The sequence below is a fragment of the Curvibacter sp. T50 genome (genome assembly GCF_057219955.1).
In genome coordinates, this window is the sequence record NZ_JBXVVU010000001.1 from 859,513 (window position 1) to 880,637 (window position 21,125).

The 21,125-nt window shown below is 64.8% G+C and carries 18 protein-coding genes; 9 read left to right on the forward strand and 9 right to left on the reverse strand.

What is annotated here, in order from left to right; genetic code table 11:
* Positions 1-72: 72 nt before the first annotated feature.
* Both AC2EBU_RS04090 and AC2EBU_RS04095 read right to left on the reverse strand, forming a co-directional pair.
* Positions 73-1,002, reverse strand: coding sequence for a hypothetical protein (locus tag AC2EBU_RS04090; protein WP_484609097.1), 930 nt, complete (start codon positions 1,000-1,002; stop codon positions 73-75).
* A 64-nt stretch (positions 1,003-1,066) separates the two neighbouring features.
* The gene (locus AC2EBU_RS04095; protein ID WP_484609098.1) at positions 1,067-1,606 is read right to left on the reverse strand and encodes an RrF2 family transcriptional regulator; all 540 of its coding nucleotides are present in this window, start codon (positions 1,604-1,606) and stop codon (positions 1,067-1,069) included.
* Positions 1,607-1,779: 173 nt separating this feature from the next.
* Here AC2EBU_RS04095 and ytfE point away from each other — a divergent pair, with 173 nt between their 5' ends.
* Together ytfE and AC2EBU_RS04105 are read left to right on the forward strand one after the other, a co-directional pair.
* Complete coding sequence (gene ytfE / locus AC2EBU_RS04100) at positions 1,780-2,484, forward strand: iron-sulfur cluster repair protein YtfE (protein ID WP_484609099.1); 705 nt, start codon at positions 1,780-1,782, stop codon at positions 2,482-2,484.
* An 87-nt stretch (positions 2,485-2,571) separates the two neighbouring features.
* Positions 2,572-4,884 carry a penicillin-binding protein 1A gene (locus AC2EBU_RS04105; RefSeq protein WP_484609100.1) on the forward strand — a complete coding sequence of 771 codons (2,313 nt, stop codon included), beginning with the start codon at positions 2,572-2,574 and terminating at the stop codon, positions 4,882-4,884.
* Positions 4,885-4,906: 22 nt separating this feature from the next.
* Here AC2EBU_RS04105 and AC2EBU_RS04110 read toward each other — a convergent pair whose 3' ends face one another.
* The 4 genes from AC2EBU_RS04110 to AC2EBU_RS04125 form a co-directional block, all read right to left on the reverse strand.
* Positions 4,907-5,875 carry an NAD(P)H-dependent flavin oxidoreductase gene (locus AC2EBU_RS04110; RefSeq protein ID WP_484609101.1) on the reverse strand — a complete coding sequence of 323 codons (969 nt, stop codon included), beginning with the start codon at positions 5,873-5,875 and terminating at the stop codon, positions 4,907-4,909.
* A gap of 136 nt (positions 5,876-6,011) precedes the next feature.
* Complete coding sequence (locus AC2EBU_RS04115) at positions 6,012-7,802, reverse strand: acyl-CoA dehydrogenase (RefSeq protein ID WP_484609102.1); 1,791 nt, start codon at positions 7,800-7,802, stop codon at positions 6,012-6,014.
* 84 nt (positions 7,803-7,886) lie between these two features.
* A complete protein-coding gene (locus AC2EBU_RS04120; protein WP_484609103.1) occupies positions 7,887-8,819 on the reverse strand; it encodes an electron transfer flavoprotein subunit alpha/FixB family protein in 933 nt (310 codons plus the stop codon).
* A gap of 37 nt (positions 8,820-8,856) precedes the next feature.
* The gene (locus AC2EBU_RS04125) at positions 8,857-9,612 is read right to left on the reverse strand and encodes an electron transfer flavoprotein subunit beta/FixA family protein (RefSeq protein WP_484609104.1); all 756 of its coding nucleotides are present in this window, start codon (positions 9,610-9,612) and stop codon (positions 8,857-8,859) included.
* A 276-nt stretch (positions 9,613-9,888) separates the two neighbouring features.
* On the opposite strand from AC2EBU_RS04125, the gene AC2EBU_RS04130 reads away from it, so the two are divergent.
* The 3 genes from AC2EBU_RS04130 to AC2EBU_RS04140 all read left to right on the forward strand — a co-directional run bounded on the left by AC2EBU_RS04130 (position 9,889) and on the right by AC2EBU_RS04140 (position 12,766).
* Positions 9,889-10,905 (forward strand): TRAP transporter substrate-binding protein, encoded by a 1,017-nt coding sequence (locus AC2EBU_RS04130; RefSeq protein WP_484609105.1) that lies wholly within the window; start codon positions 9,889-9,891, stop codon positions 10,903-10,905.
* Positions 10,906-10,988: 83 nt separating this feature from the next.
* Positions 10,989-11,477, forward strand: a complete 489-nt coding sequence (locus AC2EBU_RS04135; RefSeq protein ID WP_484610114.1) for a TRAP transporter small permease — start codon at positions 10,989-10,991, stop codon at positions 11,475-11,477.
* Positions 11,474-12,766, forward strand: coding sequence for a TRAP transporter large permease (locus AC2EBU_RS04140; RefSeq protein ID WP_484609106.1), 1,293 nt, complete (start codon positions 11,474-11,476; stop codon positions 12,764-12,766). The genes AC2EBU_RS04135 and AC2EBU_RS04140 overlap by 4 nt, the downstream gene beginning before the upstream one ends.
* A 62-nt stretch (positions 12,767-12,828) precedes the next feature.
* Here AC2EBU_RS04140 and AC2EBU_RS04145 read toward each other — a convergent pair whose 3' ends face one another.
* Genes AC2EBU_RS04145 through AC2EBU_RS04155 form a run of 3 tightly spaced genes read right to left on the reverse strand, consistent with a single transcriptional unit; the run spans position 12,829 to position 15,920 of the window.
* Complete coding sequence (locus AC2EBU_RS04145) at positions 12,829-14,106, reverse strand: mechanosensitive ion channel family protein (protein ID WP_484609107.1); 1,278 nt, start codon at positions 14,104-14,106, stop codon at positions 12,829-12,831.
* Positions 14,094-14,912, reverse strand: a complete 819-nt coding sequence (locus tag AC2EBU_RS04150) for an enoyl-CoA hydratase (protein WP_484609108.1) — start codon at positions 14,910-14,912, stop codon at positions 14,094-14,096. Before AC2EBU_RS04150 ends, AC2EBU_RS04145 begins: the two co-directional genes overlap by 13 nt.
* Before the next feature lie 54 nt (positions 14,913-14,966).
* On the reverse strand, positions 14,967-15,920 hold the full coding sequence (locus AC2EBU_RS04155; RefSeq protein WP_484610115.1) for a histone deacetylase family protein: 954 nt from the start codon (positions 15,918-15,920) through the stop codon (positions 14,967-14,969).
* 31 nt (positions 15,921-15,951) lie between these two features.
* Between AC2EBU_RS04155 and AC2EBU_RS04160 the strand changes: the two genes are divergently transcribed.
* From AC2EBU_RS04160 to mltB, 4 genes are read left to right on the forward strand one after another with little or no spacing between them, the layout of a single operon-like run.
* Positions 15,952-16,872 (forward strand): AAA family ATPase, encoded by a 921-nt coding sequence (locus tag AC2EBU_RS04160; RefSeq protein ID WP_484609109.1) that lies wholly within the window; start codon positions 15,952-15,954, stop codon positions 16,870-16,872.
* 21 nt (positions 16,873-16,893) lie between these two features.
* Positions 16,894-17,892: a DUF58 domain-containing protein gene (locus tag AC2EBU_RS04165; protein WP_484609110.1), complete on the forward strand. Its 999-nt coding sequence runs from the start codon at positions 16,894-16,896 to the stop codon at positions 17,890-17,892.
* Entirely contained in the window at positions 17,886-19,955 is a 2,070-nt protein-coding gene (locus AC2EBU_RS04170) for a transglutaminase TgpA family protein (protein ID WP_484609111.1), read from the forward strand. The genes AC2EBU_RS04165 and AC2EBU_RS04170 overlap by 7 nt, the downstream gene beginning before the upstream one ends.
* Positions 19,952-21,067 (forward strand): lytic murein transglycosylase B, encoded by a 1,116-nt coding sequence (mltB, locus tag AC2EBU_RS04175; RefSeq protein ID WP_484609112.1) that lies wholly within the window; start codon positions 19,952-19,954, stop codon positions 21,065-21,067. Before AC2EBU_RS04170 ends, mltB begins: the two co-directional genes overlap by 4 nt.
* Positions 21,068-21,125: the final 58 nt, after the last annotated feature.

Consider the following 21,125-nt stretch of genomic DNA (forward strand, 5'->3'; position numbering starts at 1 on the left):
CCACAGTATGCACCCGCCGCGGTGCGCGCCGGCCACCTCAGCAGCGGTACGCCACCGTCATGGGGGCGTCGATCAGGCCGGCGGAAGTCCCGAAATCCGTTCGAAATAGGAAACATGGGCGTCAGACCCCGCAGGCCAGTTGGCCAGAAACAGCGTCTGCCAGCAAGCTGCGTCATAGGCCACCGGCAGTGCATCCACCCAGGCGCCACACAGTTGCATGCCATAGGCCACCGGGTGTGGTGACGGGGTGAGTGCAACCCGCGTGATCAGCCCCGGCCACCGCCCGCGCGCGTTGGGCATGCCGGCGGCGCCGTTGTTGATCACGGCGCGCCGGTGCCCGTCGGCCGACCATTCGCGCAACACCGGCTCGCAGGTGTGACTGGACGCAAACAGATCGACGGCAGCACGCGGGAACCAGCCTGTCAACGCGGCGAGTTGCTCGGGCCGGTCGATTTCGTCGACACCAAAGCGCCAGCCCGCCAGCGATTCGGCGTCGCCGTGCACTACCCCGACGCGACAGACACCCACCCGATAGCGCCGCACCATGGGCAAGGCCTGCAGCGACGCGCACAGCATCGGATGGCGTCGAGCGGTGGCCTTGAGCCGGGCGTGAATTCGGTTGGAGCGGTCGACCACGGCGGCGTCCACCGAATCGGGGTAGGCACAGCCGCATCCGGCCTCGTCGCGTTCCGCGCCCAGCTCGGCTTCCACATTGCCCGCCAGGGCGTCATGGCACAACACACGCCGGTTAATCGCCGCAAAACCGGCGTCATCCACGTTGAACCAGTTGAAGTCGCCGTTGAAGCACAGCCTGACCGGGCCGGCTTCGGCGGCGGCCATAGCCTCTATGGTGTCGAGTGCCGGCAGATTGCCGTACAGCCCGCCGATCACGTACAGGGTCGCGACCGACTGTTCGGGTGCGGCCGCAATGGCCTGCGGCCCGTAGCGGTAGCGCAGCGGGCAGGTGCGTCCGGCAAGCGCCGGGGGCGTTTCTTCGATCATGGGGCCATTGTGCCGGCGGGACGGTTCGGATCGGTACGGATCCCCCTTACCTGCGCACGCGTCATCAGGCCGCTGCGGACGTGCCGGGGTCGGCGCACGCACCAGCAGACGGGTCCGCCGGGCCTGCGCTGCCTGCCCGGCGGGGCGGCAGCCAGTGCAGGGGCTGGATGCCGGCTGGCGCACCGGTCGTGCTGCGGGGAGCAATGAGGTCGGCCAGGGCGGTTTGATCGAGCACCTGCATGAAGGCGTCCAGCGCCCGACCCAAGGTGGCCTGGAGACCACAGTGGCCGGTCAGCTGGCACTGGTTGATCTCGGGGTCAAAACACTCCACCAGCACCAGGTCACGTTCGCCCAGACGCACCACGTCGCCCAAGCGGATTTCCTCCGCCGGGCGCAGCAGGCGCAAACCCCCACCCCGACCGCGGGTTGTCTCCAGCAGGCCGTGGGCAGCCAGGTCCATGACAATTTTGGTCAGGTGACTGCGCGAGATGCCGTGCGCCTGGGCAATTTCGGTAATCGTGACCGGTGCCTCGCGCCCCGCAGGAATGGCGGCGCAGTACATCAACACCCGCAGGCTGTAGTCGGTCCACTGGGTCAGGCGCATGTGGCGGGTCTTTCGGCAGCTTTTTGTGCGATCGATCGAAAAGCACCGTTCAGGCGCGGGCCCGGCCGACATGACGGTGGGTATTGCCATGTTGTCACCGGGGTCAAAAGATTCATATGGAATGTATTTTATGGCAGAATAGATTCATATCAAATGAATCTATAAATACACCTATGACCGACACCACGCTTGCGCCTCCCGACTCCGTTACGCTGGCCGACCAAACCCTGGCACAGCTGGCCATTGCTCTGCCTGGCGCCACGGCGCTTTTTCGCCGCCACAAGCTCGACTTCTGCTGTGGCGGTCAGATCAGCCTGCGCGATGCGGCGGCCGCCAAAAGGCTGGATTTGCCCACCCTGGAGGCCACCCTTGCCGCCTTTGAACGCCCTGACCGCTCCACCGAGCCTATGGATCCGGCCGCTCTGATCGACCATATCCTGAACCGATACCACGCCGTCCACCGCGAACAATTGCCGGAGCTGATCCGCATGGCGCGCCGGGTGGAAGCGGTTCACCGCGATCACCCGCAAGTGCCTGCCGGCCTGTCCGCCCTGCTGGAGGAGGCCGAGCACGAGTTGCTGGACCACATGGCCAAAGAGGAGGAGATCCTGTTTCCCATGATGCGCCGCGGGTCTGGCGGCGGCATGGCGCAATATCCCATCCGCGTGATGCGCCAGGAGCACCACAGCCATGGCGAGTTGATTGCAGCGCTGATGGCCCGAACCCAGGACGCCACACCGCCCGAGGGCGCCTGCACCACCTGGAGGGCGCTGTACGCCGGCCTGGCCAGCCTGGTCGATGACCTGATGCAACACATTCACCTGGAGAACAACCAGCTGTTCCCGGCTTTTGAGCCCTCGATAGCCGCCGCAGCTTGAATCGAGCCGCGATTTTCGCTTTGTTTTTAATAGCGTAAAGCGACCTTTTTACGGTGGGTATTGCCATTTTTCGCCGATAATTCGGCCATGACACCGGTTTTTGACGCTCGACGCCGCCTGCTGGCGACCGCGGGGGCGCTGGCGACACTCGCCGCCCTGGCTTTGGGCCCGGCCGCCGCGCAGGCCAATCCATTCGATCTGCCACCGATCGACCGTATCGTGAATTACCAGCCGCGCCAGCCTTTGCAGGTGCTGACGGCCGACGGACACGAGATCGCCCAGTTTGGTTCGGAACGACGGGAATATGTTCCGCTGGCCCGCATTCCCCGCCAATTGCAGGATGCCGTCCTCGCCGTCGAAGACGCCCGCTTTCGCGAACACGCGGGCATCGACCCGCGTGGCATGGCCCGCGCCGCCCTCGCGCTGGTCACGGGCGGGCGCCGCCAGGGCGCCAGCACCATCACGCAGCAGCTGGTGCGCACCATGCTGCTGACGCGCGAGTTCTCCGTGGAACGCAAGACCAAGGAAATCGTTCTGGCGCTTCGGGTGGAACAGGCGCTGAGCAAAGACCGAATTCTGGAAATTTACCTCAACGAGATTTTTCTTGGACAACGCGCCTACGGCATGGCAGCCGCCGCGCAGACCTACTTCGGCAAGCGGCTGGAGCAACTGACCCTGGCCGAAAACGCGATGCTGGCCGGTCTGCCGCAAAACCCCTACTACGCCAATCCGGTTGCCAATCTGGAACGGGCGACCCAGCGACAGCGGGTCGTCCTGGAACGCATGCGGGCCACCGGTGTCATCACCGACGCGCAACTGGCGGCCGCCCGTGCCGAAAAACTGGCGCTGCGCCCGCCGGGCAGCCGATCGGTACCCGCCGGCCACGTGGCCGAAATGGCCCGGCGCGCGGTGGTCGAGCGGTTTGGCACCGAGGCTTACAGCGCCGGGCTGCGGGTCACCACCTCACTGCGCGCTGCCGACCAGCGCGCCGCTCACGAAGCGGTGCAGCGTGGTGTCCTGGCGCATGACCGTCGCACCCCGTGGCGCGGCCCCGAGGACGAAGAGGACCTGCCTGCCAAACTGACCGGTGCCGAACTGGAGCGCGCCGCCGCAGCTGCGTTGAAGGACCATGCCGACGACGAGTTGCTGCGGGTCGCCATCGTGTTGCAGGCCAGCGCCCGTGCGGTGGTGGCGCAACTGGCCAGCGGCGAACGCATCACGCTGGAGGGGGAAGGTCTGCGCTGGGCGGCTGCCGCCCTGGCACCCGGGGCTCGGGCGCCGCTGCAGCTGCGCCGAGGCGCTGTGATCCGCGTCACACGGGCCAATGGATCGTCATGGGCCATTTCGCAGTGGCCCGAGGCCGAGGCCGCCCTGGTCGCGCTGGATCCGCGAACGGGCCGCGTGCGGGCTTTGGTGGGCGGATTCGATTTCGGCCGCCAGCCCTTCAATCACGCCACCCAGGGCTGGCGACAGCCGGGGTCAGCCTTCAAGCCGGTCCTGTTCTCCGCCGCGCTGGAAGAGCGCATCATGCCGGCCACCGTGGTAGATGACCTGCCGTTCACCGCTCCCGACGGCTGGAGCCCCGCCAACGCCGGTGGTGGCTACGCCGGGCCGATCACCGTGCGTGAGGCGCTGGCGCGTTCGAGCAACCTGGCCAGCGTGCGCATCCTGCAGCACACCGGCATCACCCGCGTGCGCGACTGGGCAGGCCGCCTGGGTCTGGATGCCGCCCGGCAGAGCGACAACCTGACACTGGCGCTGGGCACAGGCAGCGCAACGCCGATGCAGATGGCACGCGCCTTTGCCACTCTGGCCAACGGGGGCTGGCGGGTCCAGCCCGTGGTCATCGAGCGGATCACCGACGCGCAAGGCAAGGTGCTGTTCGAAGCGCCCGCGCCCGACCCCCAGACGGAGGACAACCGCGCCGTTTCGGCCCGTAACGCCTGGCTGACCGGCAGCCTGCTCCAGGAGGTGACCCGCACCGGAACCGCCGCGCGGGTACAGGCCCAGTTGCGTCGGGCCGATCTGTACGGCAAGACAGGCACCACCGACAACGTGGCCGATGCCTGGTTCGCGGGCTACCACCCCACCCTGTCCGCCACCGTCTGGATGGGACACAGCAAGCCCCGCAGTCTGGGCGACCACGAATCCGGCTCACGCCTGGCCTTGCCGATCTGGATGGACTTCATGGGCGCGGCGCTCAAGAACGTGCCTGAGCAGCCGCCCGCCGATCCGCCGGAGGGCATCAGCCGGCAGGGCAGTGACTGGATCTACACCGAATGGCAGCAGGGCGGCTGGGTCGCGCGCCTATCGGACGGACGGGAGCCGGTTTACGCCCCCGCGCCGGGCGAGGCAAACACCGTCCCGGCAACGCCGGCCGCCGTGTTCAACGCCAACTGAGAGGTGGCGCCGTGCCGATGGCTCAGCCACGGCACAGGCGCTCGCGGGCCTGGGCGTATTCCCGCTTGAAGCGGGCGATCAGCTCGGCCGCCGGCAGGACCTCGCGGATCGCGCCGATGCCTTGGCCACATCCCCAGATGTCCTTCCAGGCTTTGGCGGCGTTGGCGCCCTCGCCGGTACTGAAATTCATCTTGCTCGGATCGCTGACCGGCAGGTTGTCAGGGTCCATGCCGGCGTTGCGGATGCTGCCCTTGAGGTAGTTGCCGTGCACCCCGGTGTAGAAGTTGGAGTAGACGATGTCGTCGGAATTGCATTCCGTGATCATCTGTTTGTAGCCATCGACCGCGCGCGCCTCCTCGGTCGCAATAAAGGCCGAGCCGATGTAGGCGAAATCCGCCCCCATCGCCTGCGCGGCCAGGACCGCGCCGCCCGAGGCGATGGAGCCCGACAGCGCCACCGGGCCGTCGAACCACTCGCGGATTTCCTGGATCATGGCGAACGGACTCTTGACGCTGGCATGGCCACCCGCGCCGGCGGCCACGGGAATGAGGCCGTCGGCGCCCTTTTCAATGGCTTTGCGGGCAAACACATTGTTGATGACGTCATGCAGCACCACGCCACCCCAGCTGTGCACCGCCTGATTGACGTCCTCGCGCGCACCCAGGCTGGTGATGATGATGGGTACCTTGTACTTGGCGCACAGCTGCATGTCGTGCTCCAGCCGGTCGTTGCTTTTGTGCACGATCTGGTTGATGGCAAAGGGCGCAGCCTTCTGGTCGGGGTGATCCCGGTCATGGGCGGCCAGGGCCTCGGTGATTTCGGCAAGCCACTCATCAAGTTGCGCAGCCGGGCGGGCATTGAGTGCCGGCATGGACCCCACCACACCGGCCTTGCATTGGGCAATGACGAGCTTGGGGTTGCTGATGATGAACAGCGGCGAACCGATAACCGGAAACGGCAGGCGATCGAGCGGGGCAGGCAGACGAGACATGGTTTCTCCGAAGTTGCAGCGGATCATTGTGACCACGGCGGGGGGACGCCGGGTGTCAATCGGGGGACAAGGGAGCGCGGCCGGCGGAACCCGGTCCGCCGCCGCGCCGACGCATCCGAGGGGGGAGGGCTCTGCCTCAGAATGCGTCGAGCGCCATCGCCAGCGTGCCTTCTGCGCCGCTGACGACACTGTCGCGCAGACCCGGGGTGCGGCTGAGCAGGTGGTCACCGTAGAACCGCGCCGTAGCCACTTTGGCTTGCATGAAGGGCACATCGTTGCACGACGCGATCTGCTCCAGGGCGACCAGCATCGAGCGGCCGAGCTGCCAGCCGGCCATCAGGTTGCCGGCCAGCATCAGGTAGGGCACGCTGCCCGCGTAGGCGGCGGCCGGGTTGGCGCGCGACTGCGCAGCGATGAAATCGACCACATCCAGGAATGCCTGGCGCGCGGCACGCAGGCGCTGGCCCAGGGCCTTGGCGTCAGCATGGGCATGTGCCAGCAACTGCGACTCGGTGGCTTCGATCTGCGCGGCGATGGCACGCGCGGTCTGACCACCGTCCCGACCGGTCTTGCGACCCACCAGGTCATTGGCCTGAATCGCGGTTGTCCCTTCGTAGATGGTGAGAATCTTGGCATCGCGGTAATACTGGGCAGCACCGGTTTCTTCGATAAACCCCATCCCCCCATGGACCTGGACGCCGAGCGAGCTGACCTCCAGACTCATTTCGGTGCTGTAACCCTTGACCAGCGGCACCATGAATTCGTAGAAGGCGGCATTTTGTTTGCGCACTTCGGCATCCGGATGGTGGTGCGCAGCGTCGTAGGCGGCGGCAGCCACACTGGCCATGGCCCGGCAACCCTCGGTAGCGGCGCGCATGGTCATCAGCATGCGACGCACGTCCGGATGGTGAATGATGGGGCCGGCCGCGTTCAGGCTGCCATCGACCGGGCGGCTTTGGACGCGATCGCGGGCATAGACGACGGCCTTCTGATAGGCCCGCTCCGAGATGGCGATCCCCTGCACGCCCACCCCATAACGGGCGGCGTTCATCATGATGAACATGTATTCGAGGCCGCGATTCTCCTGGCCCACCAGGTAACCGATCGCCCCGCCATGGTCGCCGTACTGCAGCACGGCGGTCGGGCTGGCCTTGATGCCCATCTTGTGTTCGATGCTCACGCAGTGCACATCGTTGCGCGCACCCAGGCTGCCATCGGCATTCACGAGGAATTTGGGCACCACAAACAGGGAGATGCCCTTGACGCCTTCTGGCGCGCCCTGCACCCGGGCCAGCACCAGATGCACGATGTTCTGTGCCATGTCGTGCTCGCCGTAGGTGATGAAGATCTTGGTGCCGAAGATCTTGTAGGAGCTGTCAGGCTGCGGCTCGGCACGGGTACGGACTGCGGCCAGATCGCTGCCCGCCTGCGGCTCGGTGAGATTCATGGTTCCGGTCCACTCGCCGGAAACGAGCTTTTCGAGATAGACCGCCTTCAGTTCGTCGCTGCCGGCCGTCAGCAGCGCCTCGATCGCCCCATCCGTCAGCAGCGGACAGAGCGCAAAACTCATGTTGGCGGCATTGATCATCTCGCCGCAGGCAGCGCCGATCGTCTTGGGCAAGCCCTGCCCACCGAAGTCGGCCGGGTGCTGCAGCCCTTGCCAGCCACCGGCAGTGAACTGGGCATAGGCCTCGCGAAAACCCGGTGTGGTGGTGACCTTGCCATCATGGAAAGACGAGGGGTATTTGTCCCCTTCCCAGTTCAGCGGGGCGATGACCCCCTCGTTGAACTTGGCGCACTCTTCCAGGACGGCCTGCGCGGTCTCCAGCCCGGCATCTTCAAAACCGGGAATACGGGCAACCTGGTCAATGCGGGCCAGGTGCTCGATGTTGAACAACATGTCCTTGAGGGGGGCTTGGTAGGTCATGGAATGTCTCCGGGATTCGATCAATCGGGGGGCCGATGGAAAAAAGGGCATCACGGTGGATGCCCCTGGAATGGTGGTGGATGCTCAAAGCGCCTTGACCAGTTCCGGCACCGCCGCAAACAGGTCGGCCTCCAGGCCGTAGTCGGCCACGGAGAAGATCGGCGCCTCGGGATCCTTGTTGATCGCCACGATCACCTTGGAGTCCTTCATGCCGGCCAGGTGCTGGATGGCGCCGCTGATGCCGGCGGCGATGTACAACTGCGGTGCCACGATCTTGCCGGTCTGGCCGACCTGCAGGTCGTTGGCGGCGTAACCCGCGTCCACCGCGGCACGGCTGGCACCAATAGCGGCGCCCAGCTTGTCGGCCAGCGGCGTCATCACTTCGTTGAATTTCTCGCTGCTGCCCAGGGCGCGGCCGCCGGAAACGATGATTTTGGCTGCCGTCAGTTCCGGACGATCACTCTTGGCGATTTCGCTGCCCAGGTAGGTGGTCTTTGCACTCGCTGCCACGGCCGCAACGGTTTCAACGGTGGCGCTGCCGCCGGTGGCGGCCGCGGCGTCGAATCCGGTGGTCCGCACGGTGATCACCTTGACCGCGTCGGCGCTTTGCACCGTGGCAATGGCGTTGCCGGCGTATATCGGGCGCTCAAAGGTGTCGGCACTCTCCACCTTGGTGATTTCGCTGATCTGCGCGACATCGAGCCGGGCCGCGACCCGCGGGCCGATGTTCTTGCCCGATGCGGTGGCCGGCAGCAGGATGTGGCTGTAGGAGGCGGCAAGCGTCAGGATCTGAGCGGTGATGTTTTCCGCCAGGCCATGGGCAAAGCCTTCGCCGTCGGCATGCAGGACTTTGGCGACGCCGGCGATCTGCGCGGCGGCGGCCGCTGCGGCGCCAGCGTGGTGGCCGGCCACCAGCACATGCACATCACCGCCGCAGGCTGCGGCAGCGGTGACGGTGTTGAGCGTTGCACCCTTGATGGAGGTGTTGTCGTGCTCGGCGATGACAAGAGCGGTCATGTTCGGTTTTCCTCGGAATCGTTGCGGGCGGCGGCGGTCAGATGACCTTGGCTTCGTTCTTGAGCTTGTCCACCAGTGTGGCGACATCGGGCACCTTGATGCCGGCGCCCCGCTTGGGTGGTTCGCAAACCTTCAGGGTTTTCAGGCGCGGGCTCACATCCACACCCAGGTCTTCAGGCTTGACGGTTTCCAGCGGCTTTTTCTTGGCCTTCATGATGTTGGGCAATGTCACGTAGCGCGGTTCGTTCAGGCGCAGGTCGGTCGTGATGATTGCAGGCAGGGACACTTCCAGAGTTTCCAGGCCACCGTCGACCTCACGGGTGACTTTGGCTTTGTCGCCGGCCAATTCCACCTTCGACGCAAAAGTCGCCTGCGGCAGATCGGCCAGCGCCGCCAGCATCTGGCCGGTCTGGTTGGCGTCGTCATCAATGGCCTGTTTGCCAAGGATCACCAGTCCAGGTTGCTCTTTGTCGATGAGCGCTTTGATCAGCTTGGCCACCGCCAGTGGCTGCAGTTCCAGGTCTGCCGGTGTCTCGACCAGAATTGCGCGGTCCGCGCCGATAGCCATCGCAGTGCGCAGCGTTTCCTGGCACTGCGTCACACCACAGGAAACGGCAATGATCTCGGTGGCCACGCCTTTTTCCTTCAGGCGAACGGCTTCTTCGACGGCAATCTCGTCAAACGGGTTCATGCTCATCTTGACATTGGCGATGTCAACGCCAGTGTTGTCGCTCTTGACTCGAACCTTGACGTTGTAGTCCACCACACGCTTGACGGGGACGAGGATTTTCATGACGGCGGCTCCAGGAGTTGGTGTTTTGATTGACGTTTACGTAAACGTCACATTCTAGGACGAATCGCAATGGTCGAATAGAACGATCGTGCTTTTTTCATTATAGGTGGCGCAGACTCTTAGTTTAGAGTCACGCGCCAAAACCCGCTGTCCATGCGACGACATTTGATTTACCGACCGCATGGTTGGTTAATTCGGGAAAGCCACTAGAACGAAACCGCAGCCGGGCGGGTACATTGCGCACTGCAACAAACTGCTGCTTTCGGAGAACCCCGCATGAAGACCTTCGCCCTTTCCGCCGTCACCGCCGCCGCCTTGTTCAGTGCGGGTGGCGTCAGTGCCCAGACCGTGTTCACGGTGTCCAGCTGGTTGCCACCAACCCACACTCTGAGCATGGCTCAAAAGGAATGGTGCGACCAGCTAGAGAAAAACAGTAGCGGGAGAATGAAATGCAACATCTTGCCCAGAGGCGTGACCGCTGCTCCCGGAACCTACGATGCAGTCAAGAACGGCCTGGCCGACATTTCGTACACGGTTCATGGCTACACACCGGGGCGCTTTGTGCTGACCCAGATGTCCGAACTACCGTTTCTGGGCAACAACGCGGAACCGGTAGCAGTGGCTTTCAATCGCATTGCCAGCAAATACCCGGAATTCGCAGCCGAACATGTGGGAGTCAAGGTTCTTTCCTACTTCACCCACGGTCCTGGCATTGTCTTCAACACCAAACGGCCAATCGCCAAAGTGGAAGACCTTTCCGGTTTGAAGTTTCGGGTCGGTGGCGGCATGGTCAACGAGATTGCCAAGACCCTCGGCATGAACGTCACACTCAAGCCGGCGCCGGATTCCTATGAGCTGTTGTCCACCGGTGTGATGGATGGGACGCTCTTCCCGGCCGAGTCGACGGAGTCGTTCAAAATCGACAAGATCATCCGCCACGCAACAACCTTCCCCGGTGGTCTATACAACACCAGCTTTGTCTTCATGATGAACAGTGCTAAGTTCGACAAGCTGTCGCCGGAAGACAAAAAGGTCGTCGATGCGCTCAGCGGGGAGCCCGCCGCGCGGATCTTTGGACGCGGCTGGGACAAGGTCGACACCCGCGCGTTTGGACTCATGCAGGCCAACGGCGTGGTTGTGACCAAGGCGGACGCCAAATTCGTTGCCGACGTCAAGAGCAAAACTGCCGGCCTGGAACAGAACTGGGTGAAGGCCGCCGAAGCAAAGGGACTTAAGAATGCCTCAAAAGTTCTGGCGGATTTCCGAGCCGAAATCGCCAAACTCGAGAAGTAAGTCACTCCTAAAAAACTTGATTGTCACCGCGCAAAGGCGGGCCGGCGGTACTTGCAACGCATGTACCGCCTTTTTTCCTCGGAGTGTCCTTGAAACGCCTTCTTGAAGCGAGCTGCGGTCTTCTGGCCGGGTTAGCACTCTTCTCCATCATGGCCCTGACCTTCCTCGACGTCAGCGGCCGAAAACTGCTCGATCACTCCATCACCGGATCACTCGAACTGACCGAGTTGCTCATGGTAGTGGTCATATTTGCCTCGCTGCCACTGGTTTCCTTGCGCGGAGAACATGTTGTGTTCGACTCACTGGATTCCTACCTGCCGGACACTGTCCGTAAAGTTCAGCGCATCATCGTCAACCTGATCTGTGCAATCGCCTTGATCGGACTGGGCTGGCTGATGTGGAGAACCGGTGGAGACTTCAGTGAAAGTCGGGAGACGACTGCCCAACTCGGCATCCTGAAAGCGCCGTTCGTCTACGGCATGGGCATCTTGTGCGCGTTGACCGGTCTCGTGCATCTTTCATTGATCGTGAGCGGTGGCAACGACTCTAGTAGCGACGGGGGCACGCTGTGACCGAAGCCCTCATCGGATTTTTCGCCATCTTTGTCATGGCATTGCTTCGTATCCCGCTGGCTTTTGCCATGGGCACCGTCGGCATTGTTGGCATGGGGCTCACTCGGGGATGGATGCCCGCAATGGCCAGCACAGCCCAGGTCGTCCATGAGACCGGTTTCGCCTATCTGCTTTCCGTGATCCCGTTGTTCATCCTGATGGGCAACTTTGTTGCGCGCGCCGGTTTGGCCCATGAATTGTTCCGGGCGGCCTACATGTTCATCGGCCACCTGCGCGGGGGGCTCGCCCACGCGACCATCCTGGCCTGTGCCGGTTTCGGAGCCATCTGCGGCTCGTCCATCGCCACTGCCGCGACCATGAGCAAGGTCGCTTACCCGTCGATGAAAAAGCTGGGCTACAGTGACACCTTGTCGACCGGCGTCATTGCGGCGGGCGGCACACTGGGAATCATGATTCCCCCGTCGACGATCATGGTGATTTATGGGATCGTCACGGAAACCCACATCGGGAAACTTTTCGCGGCCGGTGTGATCCCGGGTCTGTTGACCGCGTTGCTCATGATGGTCGGTATTGTCATCATGGCGTCACATGATCCCGAGCATGCGCCGGCGGGTGAGAGAGCAAGCTGGCGAGAACGTTTGGCGGCGCTTCGGGGTATCTGGGGCGTCCTGCTGTTGGTTTTTGTGGTCCTCGGCGGCATTTATGGCGGCGTCTTTACCGCCACAGAAGGGGCCGGGATGGGTGCGGCTGGCGCATTTCTGTTTGCGCTTGCGCGACGGGCGCTCACGGTCCGGGTCTTACTCGAGATCCTCGCCGAGTCCGCGCGAACCACCGCCATGCTATTCACCCTATTGATCGCGGCCAACCTGTTCTCAAATTTTGTCAATTTCACAACAATGCCGGGTGATCTGAAGGAGTGGATCGTCCACCTGAACATGTCGCCCATCATGCTGGTTGGAGCCATGATGTTCATCTACATTCTTCTGGGGACCGTCATGGAAGAACTGAGCATGGTTCTCTTGACCATTCCGCTGTTCTTTCCGATCGTGGTATCCCTAGGTTTTGACCCCATCTGGTTCGGGGTTCTGATCGTCATGGTGATCCAGATCGGTCTGATCTCGCCCCCGGTGGGCATGAATCTGTTTGTGATCAATACGCTGCTCCCCCGCGTTGGCCTGATCAGCATTTTTCGGGGCGTCTGGCCGATGGTGATCGTTCAAATCATTACCTTGGTGATCCTGATGGCCTTCCCGTCCCTCAGCTTGTGGCTGCCCTCGTTCATGCGCTAAGAATTGCCGACCCAGAACGGACGTTTGGCGTTGGCCTCAAGTTTCCCCGACGTGGTAGAAGGTCAATTGGAAGGCTGGGTATGAACCACCCGCTGCGGAAACGGAATCTCCACCTGCTCCCTCCGGAACGCCTCCAGGATGGCAATGTTGATGGCAGAGCGGACATTGAGCTGGCCGTTCTCGGGATCGGCAATCCAATAGCCCAAGGTAAATTCCAGGCCGTCGGCACCGAAGGCGGACAGGGATGCAGTGGGGGCGGGGTCACGAAGAACCCGCTCCTCCCGTAGAGCAGCTGCCAGCAGCAATTCGCGTACTTTGGCGATATCGCTGCCGTAACCGACCGAAACCACCGTCGTCTGCAAGACACGGCTGTCAGCCAGGGACAGGTTCTCCACACGGTTCGTGATCAGCAGCTCGTTGGGCACAATGGCCTCGCGTCCGGTCATCGAGCGGATCACGGTGTAGCGGGCCTTGATGTCCGAGATGCGTCCCTCGAAGTTGTCCACCCGCACGTTGTCGCCGATCCGCATGCTGCGCTCGGCAAGGATGACAAAACCACTGACATAGTTGGCCGCGAGCCGCTGCAGGCCCAGGCCCACGCCGACACCCAAGGCCCCGCCCAGCACCGACAAGGCCGTCAGGTCTATGCCCACCGCGGAAAGCGCCAGCAACAGGCCCACCAGCAACAGAAGAGCCCGCGTCGCATTGCTTGCCGCCATCCGCAGGGACAGGTCACCGCCCCGTGCCTCGCGCAACAGGCGCGACTCGATCGCCGACGACACCCACAGAGCCACAATCAGCACGGCGCCCGCTGTCAGCGCACCCTCGATCATGGTGCGGACTGAAATATGCGATGAGCCCACCTTCCAGGTGATCTGGTCAAGTTCGTCGAGCACCAGGGGCAGCAGGCCACTCACCCACATGACCATGGCGCCCCAGGCGACCCAGGAGATCGTTCGCTCCAGCACGACGATCCATCCGGTCGACGCAAAAGCCAGATGCAGCACCTTGACACCCATCCGGATCGCCGCCAGTGCCATCAGGGCGGGGATTGCGACATGAAACAAGGCACCACCCGCCGGGAAGTAGCGCGCCACCAGTCCCCGCGCAATGACGGCCAGACCCAGCCACAAAAAGGGAAACAGTACGCCGTCAACCAGACGGCGCCCGAACAGGACCGAACGGGTGCGCTTCTCTGCGGCGGCCGGCCGCATCAGGGCGACCAGCCCAGCGGCCGCCAGCGCACAAACGGCCAGTGCACCCAGCCCCACCAGGGAAGCCGGCTGCAGCAAGGCGGCGAACCAGTCCCCCAGATCGTCCACCCGCTTCACGCCCGCCATGACGCTGGTCGCTTGTCGATGAACGCCTGCACACCCTCTTGCGCCACATCCAGGGCCAGATTGCAGGCCATGGTCTGGCCCGCAAGCTGGTAGGCCGCCTCAATTCCCATCTCGCGCTGACGGTAGAACAGATCCTTGCCCATGGCAACCGCATCCCGCGGTTTGTCCAGGATCGCATCCACCAGCCCGGCAACGGCTTGGTCGAGATCAGCCTCGGCAACGGCCCGGTTGATCAGCCCGCATTCGAGCGCCTGCCGCGCATCGAGGAATCCGCCGGTGAGGAGCATCTCAAGGGCTTTTTTGGGCGGGATGGAGCGCACCAGGGGCACGCTCGGGGTGGAGCAGAAAAGGCCCAGATCAATGCCGTTGACACCGAACCGTGCCGTGTCGGCGGCAACCGCCAGGTCACATTGGGCCACCAGCTGACACCCGGCGGCCGCCGCCACCGCCTGCACCCGTGCAATCACCGGTACCGGGAGCTTCTGGATGGACAGCATCAGCCGGGAACACCGAGCAAACAAGTCCTGATAGTAGGCCAGCTCCGGGCGGGCCTTCATTTCGCGCAGGTTGTGCCCGGCACAGAAGGCCTTGCCGGTCGCAGCCAGGACGACGACCCGCGCGCGCGGGTCGTCACGCACGCCATCCAGGGCGGACTGCAAAGATGCCAGCATGGATTCACCGAGCACATTCAACGACCTAGGGGCATTGAGCGTAATTGTGTGGACTCCGCGCGAATCGCTGGCGTGCAAAAGCTCCGGCGCCTCCGCTGCGGCCGGTGAACGGGAAACGGGTGATTCGAGGTTCATCCGCGCATTCTGGCCCAAAATGCGACGATCCCGTAAATCCCCGAAAGGCGCCGCTCAGGCGCCCGCCAGTGCCGCCACGTGCGCCTCGACACTGCGCGCCAGAGCGTTCAGGTTGTAGCCCCCCTCCAGGCAGCTGACAACACGTCCGTGGGCGTGGCGGTCGGCAATATCGACCAGTCGGTGAGTGATCCAGGCATAGTCCGCCTCGACCAGCCCAAGCTGGCCCAGGTCGTCGTCGCGGTGGGCATCGAAGCCGGCGCTGATGAACAGCATCTGGGGCCGAAACCGCTCCAGGCGCGGCAGCCACATCACGTCGATGAGCTCCCGGATGTCCATGCCCGAAGTGTAGGCCGGGACCGGCATGTTGATCAGGTTGGCCGCGTTCGACCGGGAGCCGCCGACGGGATAGAACGGGTGCTGATAGAAGCCACACATGAGGATGCGGTCGTCGCCCGCCACAATATCTTCCGTGCCATTGCCGTGGTGGACATCGAAGTCCACGATCGCCACGCGCTCCAGCCCGTGCCGGTCCAGCGCATACCGGGCGGCAATCGCCACATTGTTGAAAAAGCAAAAACCCATGGCCTTCTCGCGGGTGGCGTGGTGGCCGGGTGGGCGGACGGCGCAAAAAGCGCGACTCATTTCACCGGCGATCACCGCATCGGTCGCGTCCAAGGCGGCGCCCGCGGCGGCCAGCGCTGCGTCCCAGGTGTGGATATTGAGCGTCGTGTCCGGATCAACCGGGGTGTGGGTTGGCCCACCCGCGTCGATTTCCTCTCGCAGCACCTCGGTCAAACCCCGCAGTGCCGCGACATGGAACCGATCGTGCGCCAGCTCGACGTCCGTCAATGATGCGGGATTGCTTTCCCGCCAGAGCAGACGGTCACCGAAATGCGCGGCGCGCAGGCGTTTTTCGATCGCGACCAGGCGGTCGGGGCATTCGGGATGCCCGGCGCCCATTTCGTGGCGCAGACAGTCGGCATGGGTAAATAGACCGGTAGGACGCATCGAGGACTCGTTTTTCGGGTAACGTCGTGCCATGGATACACAGCACACACTCAGGCTGGTTCTGAACCAGCTTAACACGGTGATGGTCGGCAAATCGGCCCAGGTCAGCGACAGCCTGGCCTGTCTGCTGGCGGGTGGCCACCTGCTGATCGAAGACGTCCCCGGCGTCGGCAAAACCACCCTGGCCCATGCTCTGGCGCGAACACTGGGTCTGCAATTCTCACGGGTGCAGTTCACGGCCGACCTCATGCCCAGCGATCTCACCGGAGTTTCGGTTTTCGACCGCGGCCGGGAAGCTTTTGTCTTCCATCCCGGTCCGGTGTTCGCGCAGGTGCTGCTGGCCGACGAGATCAACCGTGCCAGCCCCAAGACCCAAAGCGCGCTGCTGGAGGCCATGGAAGAAAAGCAGGTCAGTGTGGAAGGCGAAACCCGTCCCCTGCCCTCACCCTTTTTCGTCATTGCCACCCAAAACCCCCACGACCAGTTGGGCACCTACGCCCTGCCCGAATCCCAGCTCGACCGTTTCCTGATGCGGGTTTCGCTGGGCTACCCCGATCGCGCAGCCGAACGCGATCTGCTGGCCGGAAGCGACCGCCGCCAGATGGTCGAGCAACTTGCAGCGCTGCTGGACCCTGCCTCGCTGCACACCCTGCAGCAAGCCGTGCTGGCCGTCCATGTTTCGCCCGCCCTGCTGGACTATGTTCAGGACCTGATCGAAGCCACGCGCAACGGGCGCTGGTTCCTGCAGGGGCTTTCACCCCGCGCCGGCATTGCACTGGTGCGTGCGGCGCGCGCGCAGGCACTGCTGGCCGGGCGCGACTACGCCGCCGCGGACGACGTGCAGGCCATCCTGCCGCAGTGTGTTGCCCACCGCCTGATTCCGGTCAGCGATGCCGGCCGCGGCTCGGTGGAGCAGGTGCGCGCCCTGATTGACGCGGTACCCCTGCGCTGAGCAAACGGCCCGCTTCCAGCGATGTCGGACAACGCGCCTGTCGATCCCCCGCTGGCCGGCCCACGCTGGCGGCCTTTCGTGCCCGTGCGGCAGCGGATGCAGCAGTGGTTCGAATCGCGACTGCGTCGCACCGATACCCTGACGCTGACGCAGCGCAACGTCTACATCCTGCCGACCCGGCCGGGATTCATGCTGGCACTGACCCTGGCCGTGTTGCTGGTCGGCTCGATCAACTACCAGCTCAATCTGGGCTACCTGCTGACCTTCCTGCTGGCCGGCAGCGCGGTGGTGGGAATGCATGTGTGCCACAACAACCTGCGTGGGCTGGTCTTGCACATGACGCCGCCGGCACCTGCCTTTGCAGGCACCGCCTCACCCCTGGAACTGCGGCTCAGCAGTGAACGACCGGGCGACCGCCCGGCCATCGGTCTGGCCGTGGTCGGCAGCGACCGCTGGGCCTGGGTCGATGTTCCCGGCCAGGGCAGCGCCACGGTGCAGGTTGCCTTCACCCCGCAGCGGCGCGGTCTGCAGCCCGTGCCCACACTGACCGCTGAAACACGCTATCCGCTCGGGACCTTCCGGGTCTGGACGGTATGGCGACCGGCCAGCCCGATCCTGGTCTACCCGCGCGCCGAACTGCGGCCGCCACCTCTGCCACCCGGCGAAGCCCGCGCCGGCGGTGGTGCGGCCAGCCGCCGCCAGAGCAGCGGCGAATTCGACGGCGTACGCGCCTATCAGCGCGGCGACCCGGTCAAACTGGTCGTCTGGAAGAAATTCGCCCGCTCGCAGGAACTGGTCAGCCGCGATCAGCAGGCCAGCCAGTATCACGAACTGTGGCTGGATTTCACCGGCACGGGGGTCTCCGACATCGAAGCGCGGCTGTCGCGCCTGTGCGCCTGGGTGTTGCTGGCCGACCGGCTGGGCCAGGCCTATGGCCTGCGACTGCCCGGCCGCGAAATCCGCCCGGACACCGGCACCGCCCACCGGCTGCGCTGCCTGGAGGCACTGGCACTGTGCTGAACCGTCTCCACGCGCTGCCCCGCGACACACGCGACACCTTGTTCCTGCTGGGCGTCATTGCCTGGGTGGTCCTGCCGCAGGTGCCAAACCTGCCGGTCTGGTGTGTCGCGCTGGCGGCGACCATGCTGACCTGGCGCGGCTGGCTGGCCTGGCAGGCCCGGCCCCTGCCGGGGCGCTGGTGGCTCCTGGCATTGCTGGTGGTGACCATCGCGGCCACAGTCGCCACGCACCGGACGGTGCTGGGACGCGATGCCGGCGTGACGCTGATCGTGGTCCTGCTGGCGCTCAAGACCCTGGAGCTGCGCGCGCGGCGCGACGCCTTCGTGATCTTCTTTCTGGGCTTCTTCACGATGCTCACCAACTTTTTCTTCTCGCAATCCCTGCTGACCGCCGCGGCCATGCTCGTTGCCCTGCTGGGTTTGCTGGCGGCGGTGGTCAATGCCCACATGCCGGTGGGCCGGCCGCCGCTGATCCGGTCGATCCGCGTTGCCGGTCGCATGGCCCTGTTGGGCGCTCCGATCATGGCCGTCCTGTTCGCCCTGTTCCCGCGCCTGGCGCCGCTGTGGGGCATACCAGGTGATGCATTGACGGGTCGCAGTGGCCTGTCGGCCAGCATGCAGGTGGGCACCATCGCCAAGCTGGCCCTGGATGAGACCATCGCCATGCGCCTGCGGTTCGACGGCCCCCCGCCCGCGCAGAGTGACCTCTACTTCCGCGGCCCGGTGCTGTCGCGGTTCGACGGGCGCGAGTGGCAACCACGCCGGGATGAGCCCTGGCGCTACGGCCCTGACAGTCCCGCAGCCGGACTGCGCCTGCAGGGCCCGGCCGTGCGCTATGAAGTCACGCTGGAGCCAAGCAGCCGCCCGTGGATTTTCCTGCTCGAAGCAGCCAGCCAGCCCCCCCAGCTACCCGGCGGTCTGGTCGCGACACAAACCCGCGATCTGCAATGGATGGTCTCGCGCCCGGTCACCGACATCCTGCGTTACCGGGGCGAGAGCCATCCCCAGTTCGCCTACGGCCCGGTCATGTCCGACCGGGCGACACAGCCGCGCCTGCTCGACGAACTGGAGCTGCCCAGTGGCTTCAATCCGCGGACCCTGCAGCTCGCGCTCGATATCCGCCGGGAAGCCGCCGCTGCGGGGGACAACCCCGCCGCCATCGTTCGCCGCGTCCTGGATCGATTGCGCACGGGCGGCTACACGTACACCCTGGAACCGGGCGTCACCGGCATCCACAGTGCCGACGAATTCTGGTTCGACACCCGGGCCGGCTTCTGCGAACACATTGCCTCCGCGTTTGTCATCCTGATGCGGGCGCTGGACATCCCCGCCCGGGTGGTCACCGGTTACCAGGGTGGACAGATCAACCCGATCGACGGCTACTGGACCATCCGCCAGAGCGATGCGCACGCCTGGGCCGAGGTCTGGCTCGCCGGCCAGGGCTGGGTGCGGGTCGACCCGACCAGTGCGGTTGCCCCGGGGCGCACCGGCGCGTTCGAACGGCTGGTGGCGCCCCAGGGCGTCATCGGCGGAGCCATCGCCACATTGAGCCCGGGCCTGGCCCAGCAACTGCGGGCCACCTGGGAGGCGGTCAACAACCGCTGGAACCAGTGGGTGCTGAACTACAGCCAAAGCCGCCAGCTCGATCTGCTGCGCAACATCGGCTTCGAATCACCGAGCTGGCAGGACCTGGGCAAGGTGCTGGCGGGACTGCTGGCCCTGGCCGCACTGGTCGGTGTGGTCTGGGCCCGCTGGGAACGCAGCCGGCACGACCCCTGGTTGCGGCTTCTGGCGCGCGCCAGCGCGCAACTGCGCAAGAGCGGACTGAGCCTGCCCCCGCAATGCCCCCCGCGCGAGATCGCGCGCCGCCTGACCCCACGGGCCGACGCGGTCACCCCTGCGCCCGCGGAGGCTGTCGCCCCGATCGATGCCCAGCGCGCAGCGGCCTGGGCCACGTGGCTCGACCGCATGGACCGTTACCGCTACGCGCCCGCCACCCCCCATCGCGAGCAACTTTCCGCACTGGAACAGGCCTTCCGCCAACTGCCCCGTCTCACGCCATGATTTCTCGTCTGCTCCGCAGCCTGCCTTTGGTTACTGCGTTTTTGATAGCATCAACTCACCTTTCCACGCTGGCTGTTGACAAAAAACCCGCTAAAAAGGCCCGCCCCAAGGCGACACAGCCGCTTCGGGCCGATACGGGGGTGCCGTATGCCAGCCGCGCCGAGGTCATGGCCCTGGCGGACGACCTGGCCAGCCGCCGCAGTCTGGACCCCGACTGGGTACGCCGGGCCCTGGCATCGGCGCGCAAACAGCCGGTCATCACCCGCCTGGTCCTGCCGCCCCCCGTCGGCACCGCCAAGAACTGGGCGGCCTACCGCAGCCGGTTCATTGACCCGGTGCGCATCCAGGCCGGTAGCGCCTTCTGGCAGGCCCACCAGGACACCCTGGCCCGGGCCGAGGCGCAATACGGTGTGCCCGCCGCCGTGGTCGTAGGCATCATCGGCGTCGAGACCCTGTACGGCCGCCAGACCGGCAACTTCCGCGTCATCGACGCGCTGGCCACTCTGGCGTTCGACTTCCCGCAGGCCCATCCCCGGGCTGCGGCGCGCCAGGCCTTTTTTCGCGATGAACTGGAGCAATTCCTCAGCCTGTGCCACCGGTCCGGCATGGACCCGCTGGAGCCCCGCGGAAGCTACGCCGGCGCCATGGGTCTGCCCCAGTTCATGCCCTCCAGCTGGGTGCGCTACGCGACCGACTTCGATGGCGACGGCAAGATCGATCTGTGGAACAGCCCGGCGGATGCCATTGGCTCGGTGGCCGCATATTTCCAGGGCTTCAACTGGATCACCGGCATGCCGACCCACTACCCCGTACGATTTGACGACAGCCGCCTGAATCTGGACACCCTGCTGGCGCCCGACATCCTGCCCAGCTTCAGTGTGGACCGTTTCCAGAGCCTGGGCGCCGTGCTCGAAGGGCCGGCCCTGAGCCACACCGGCCCGCTGGCGCTGATCGAGCTGCAAAACGGTGCGGCACCACCCAGCTACGTCGCCGGTACCGAAAATTTCTACGCCCTGACCCGCTACAACTGGAGCAGCTATTACGCGATGGCGGTGATCGACCTCGCCCAGGCCGTGACCGAGGCGCGGGAAGCCGCCCTGCGCGGGCGCTGAAGCCCTCGCGAAAAAGCGAATGTCCCCTGGCGCCCCGCCCCGCCCCGGCCAAGCCCGG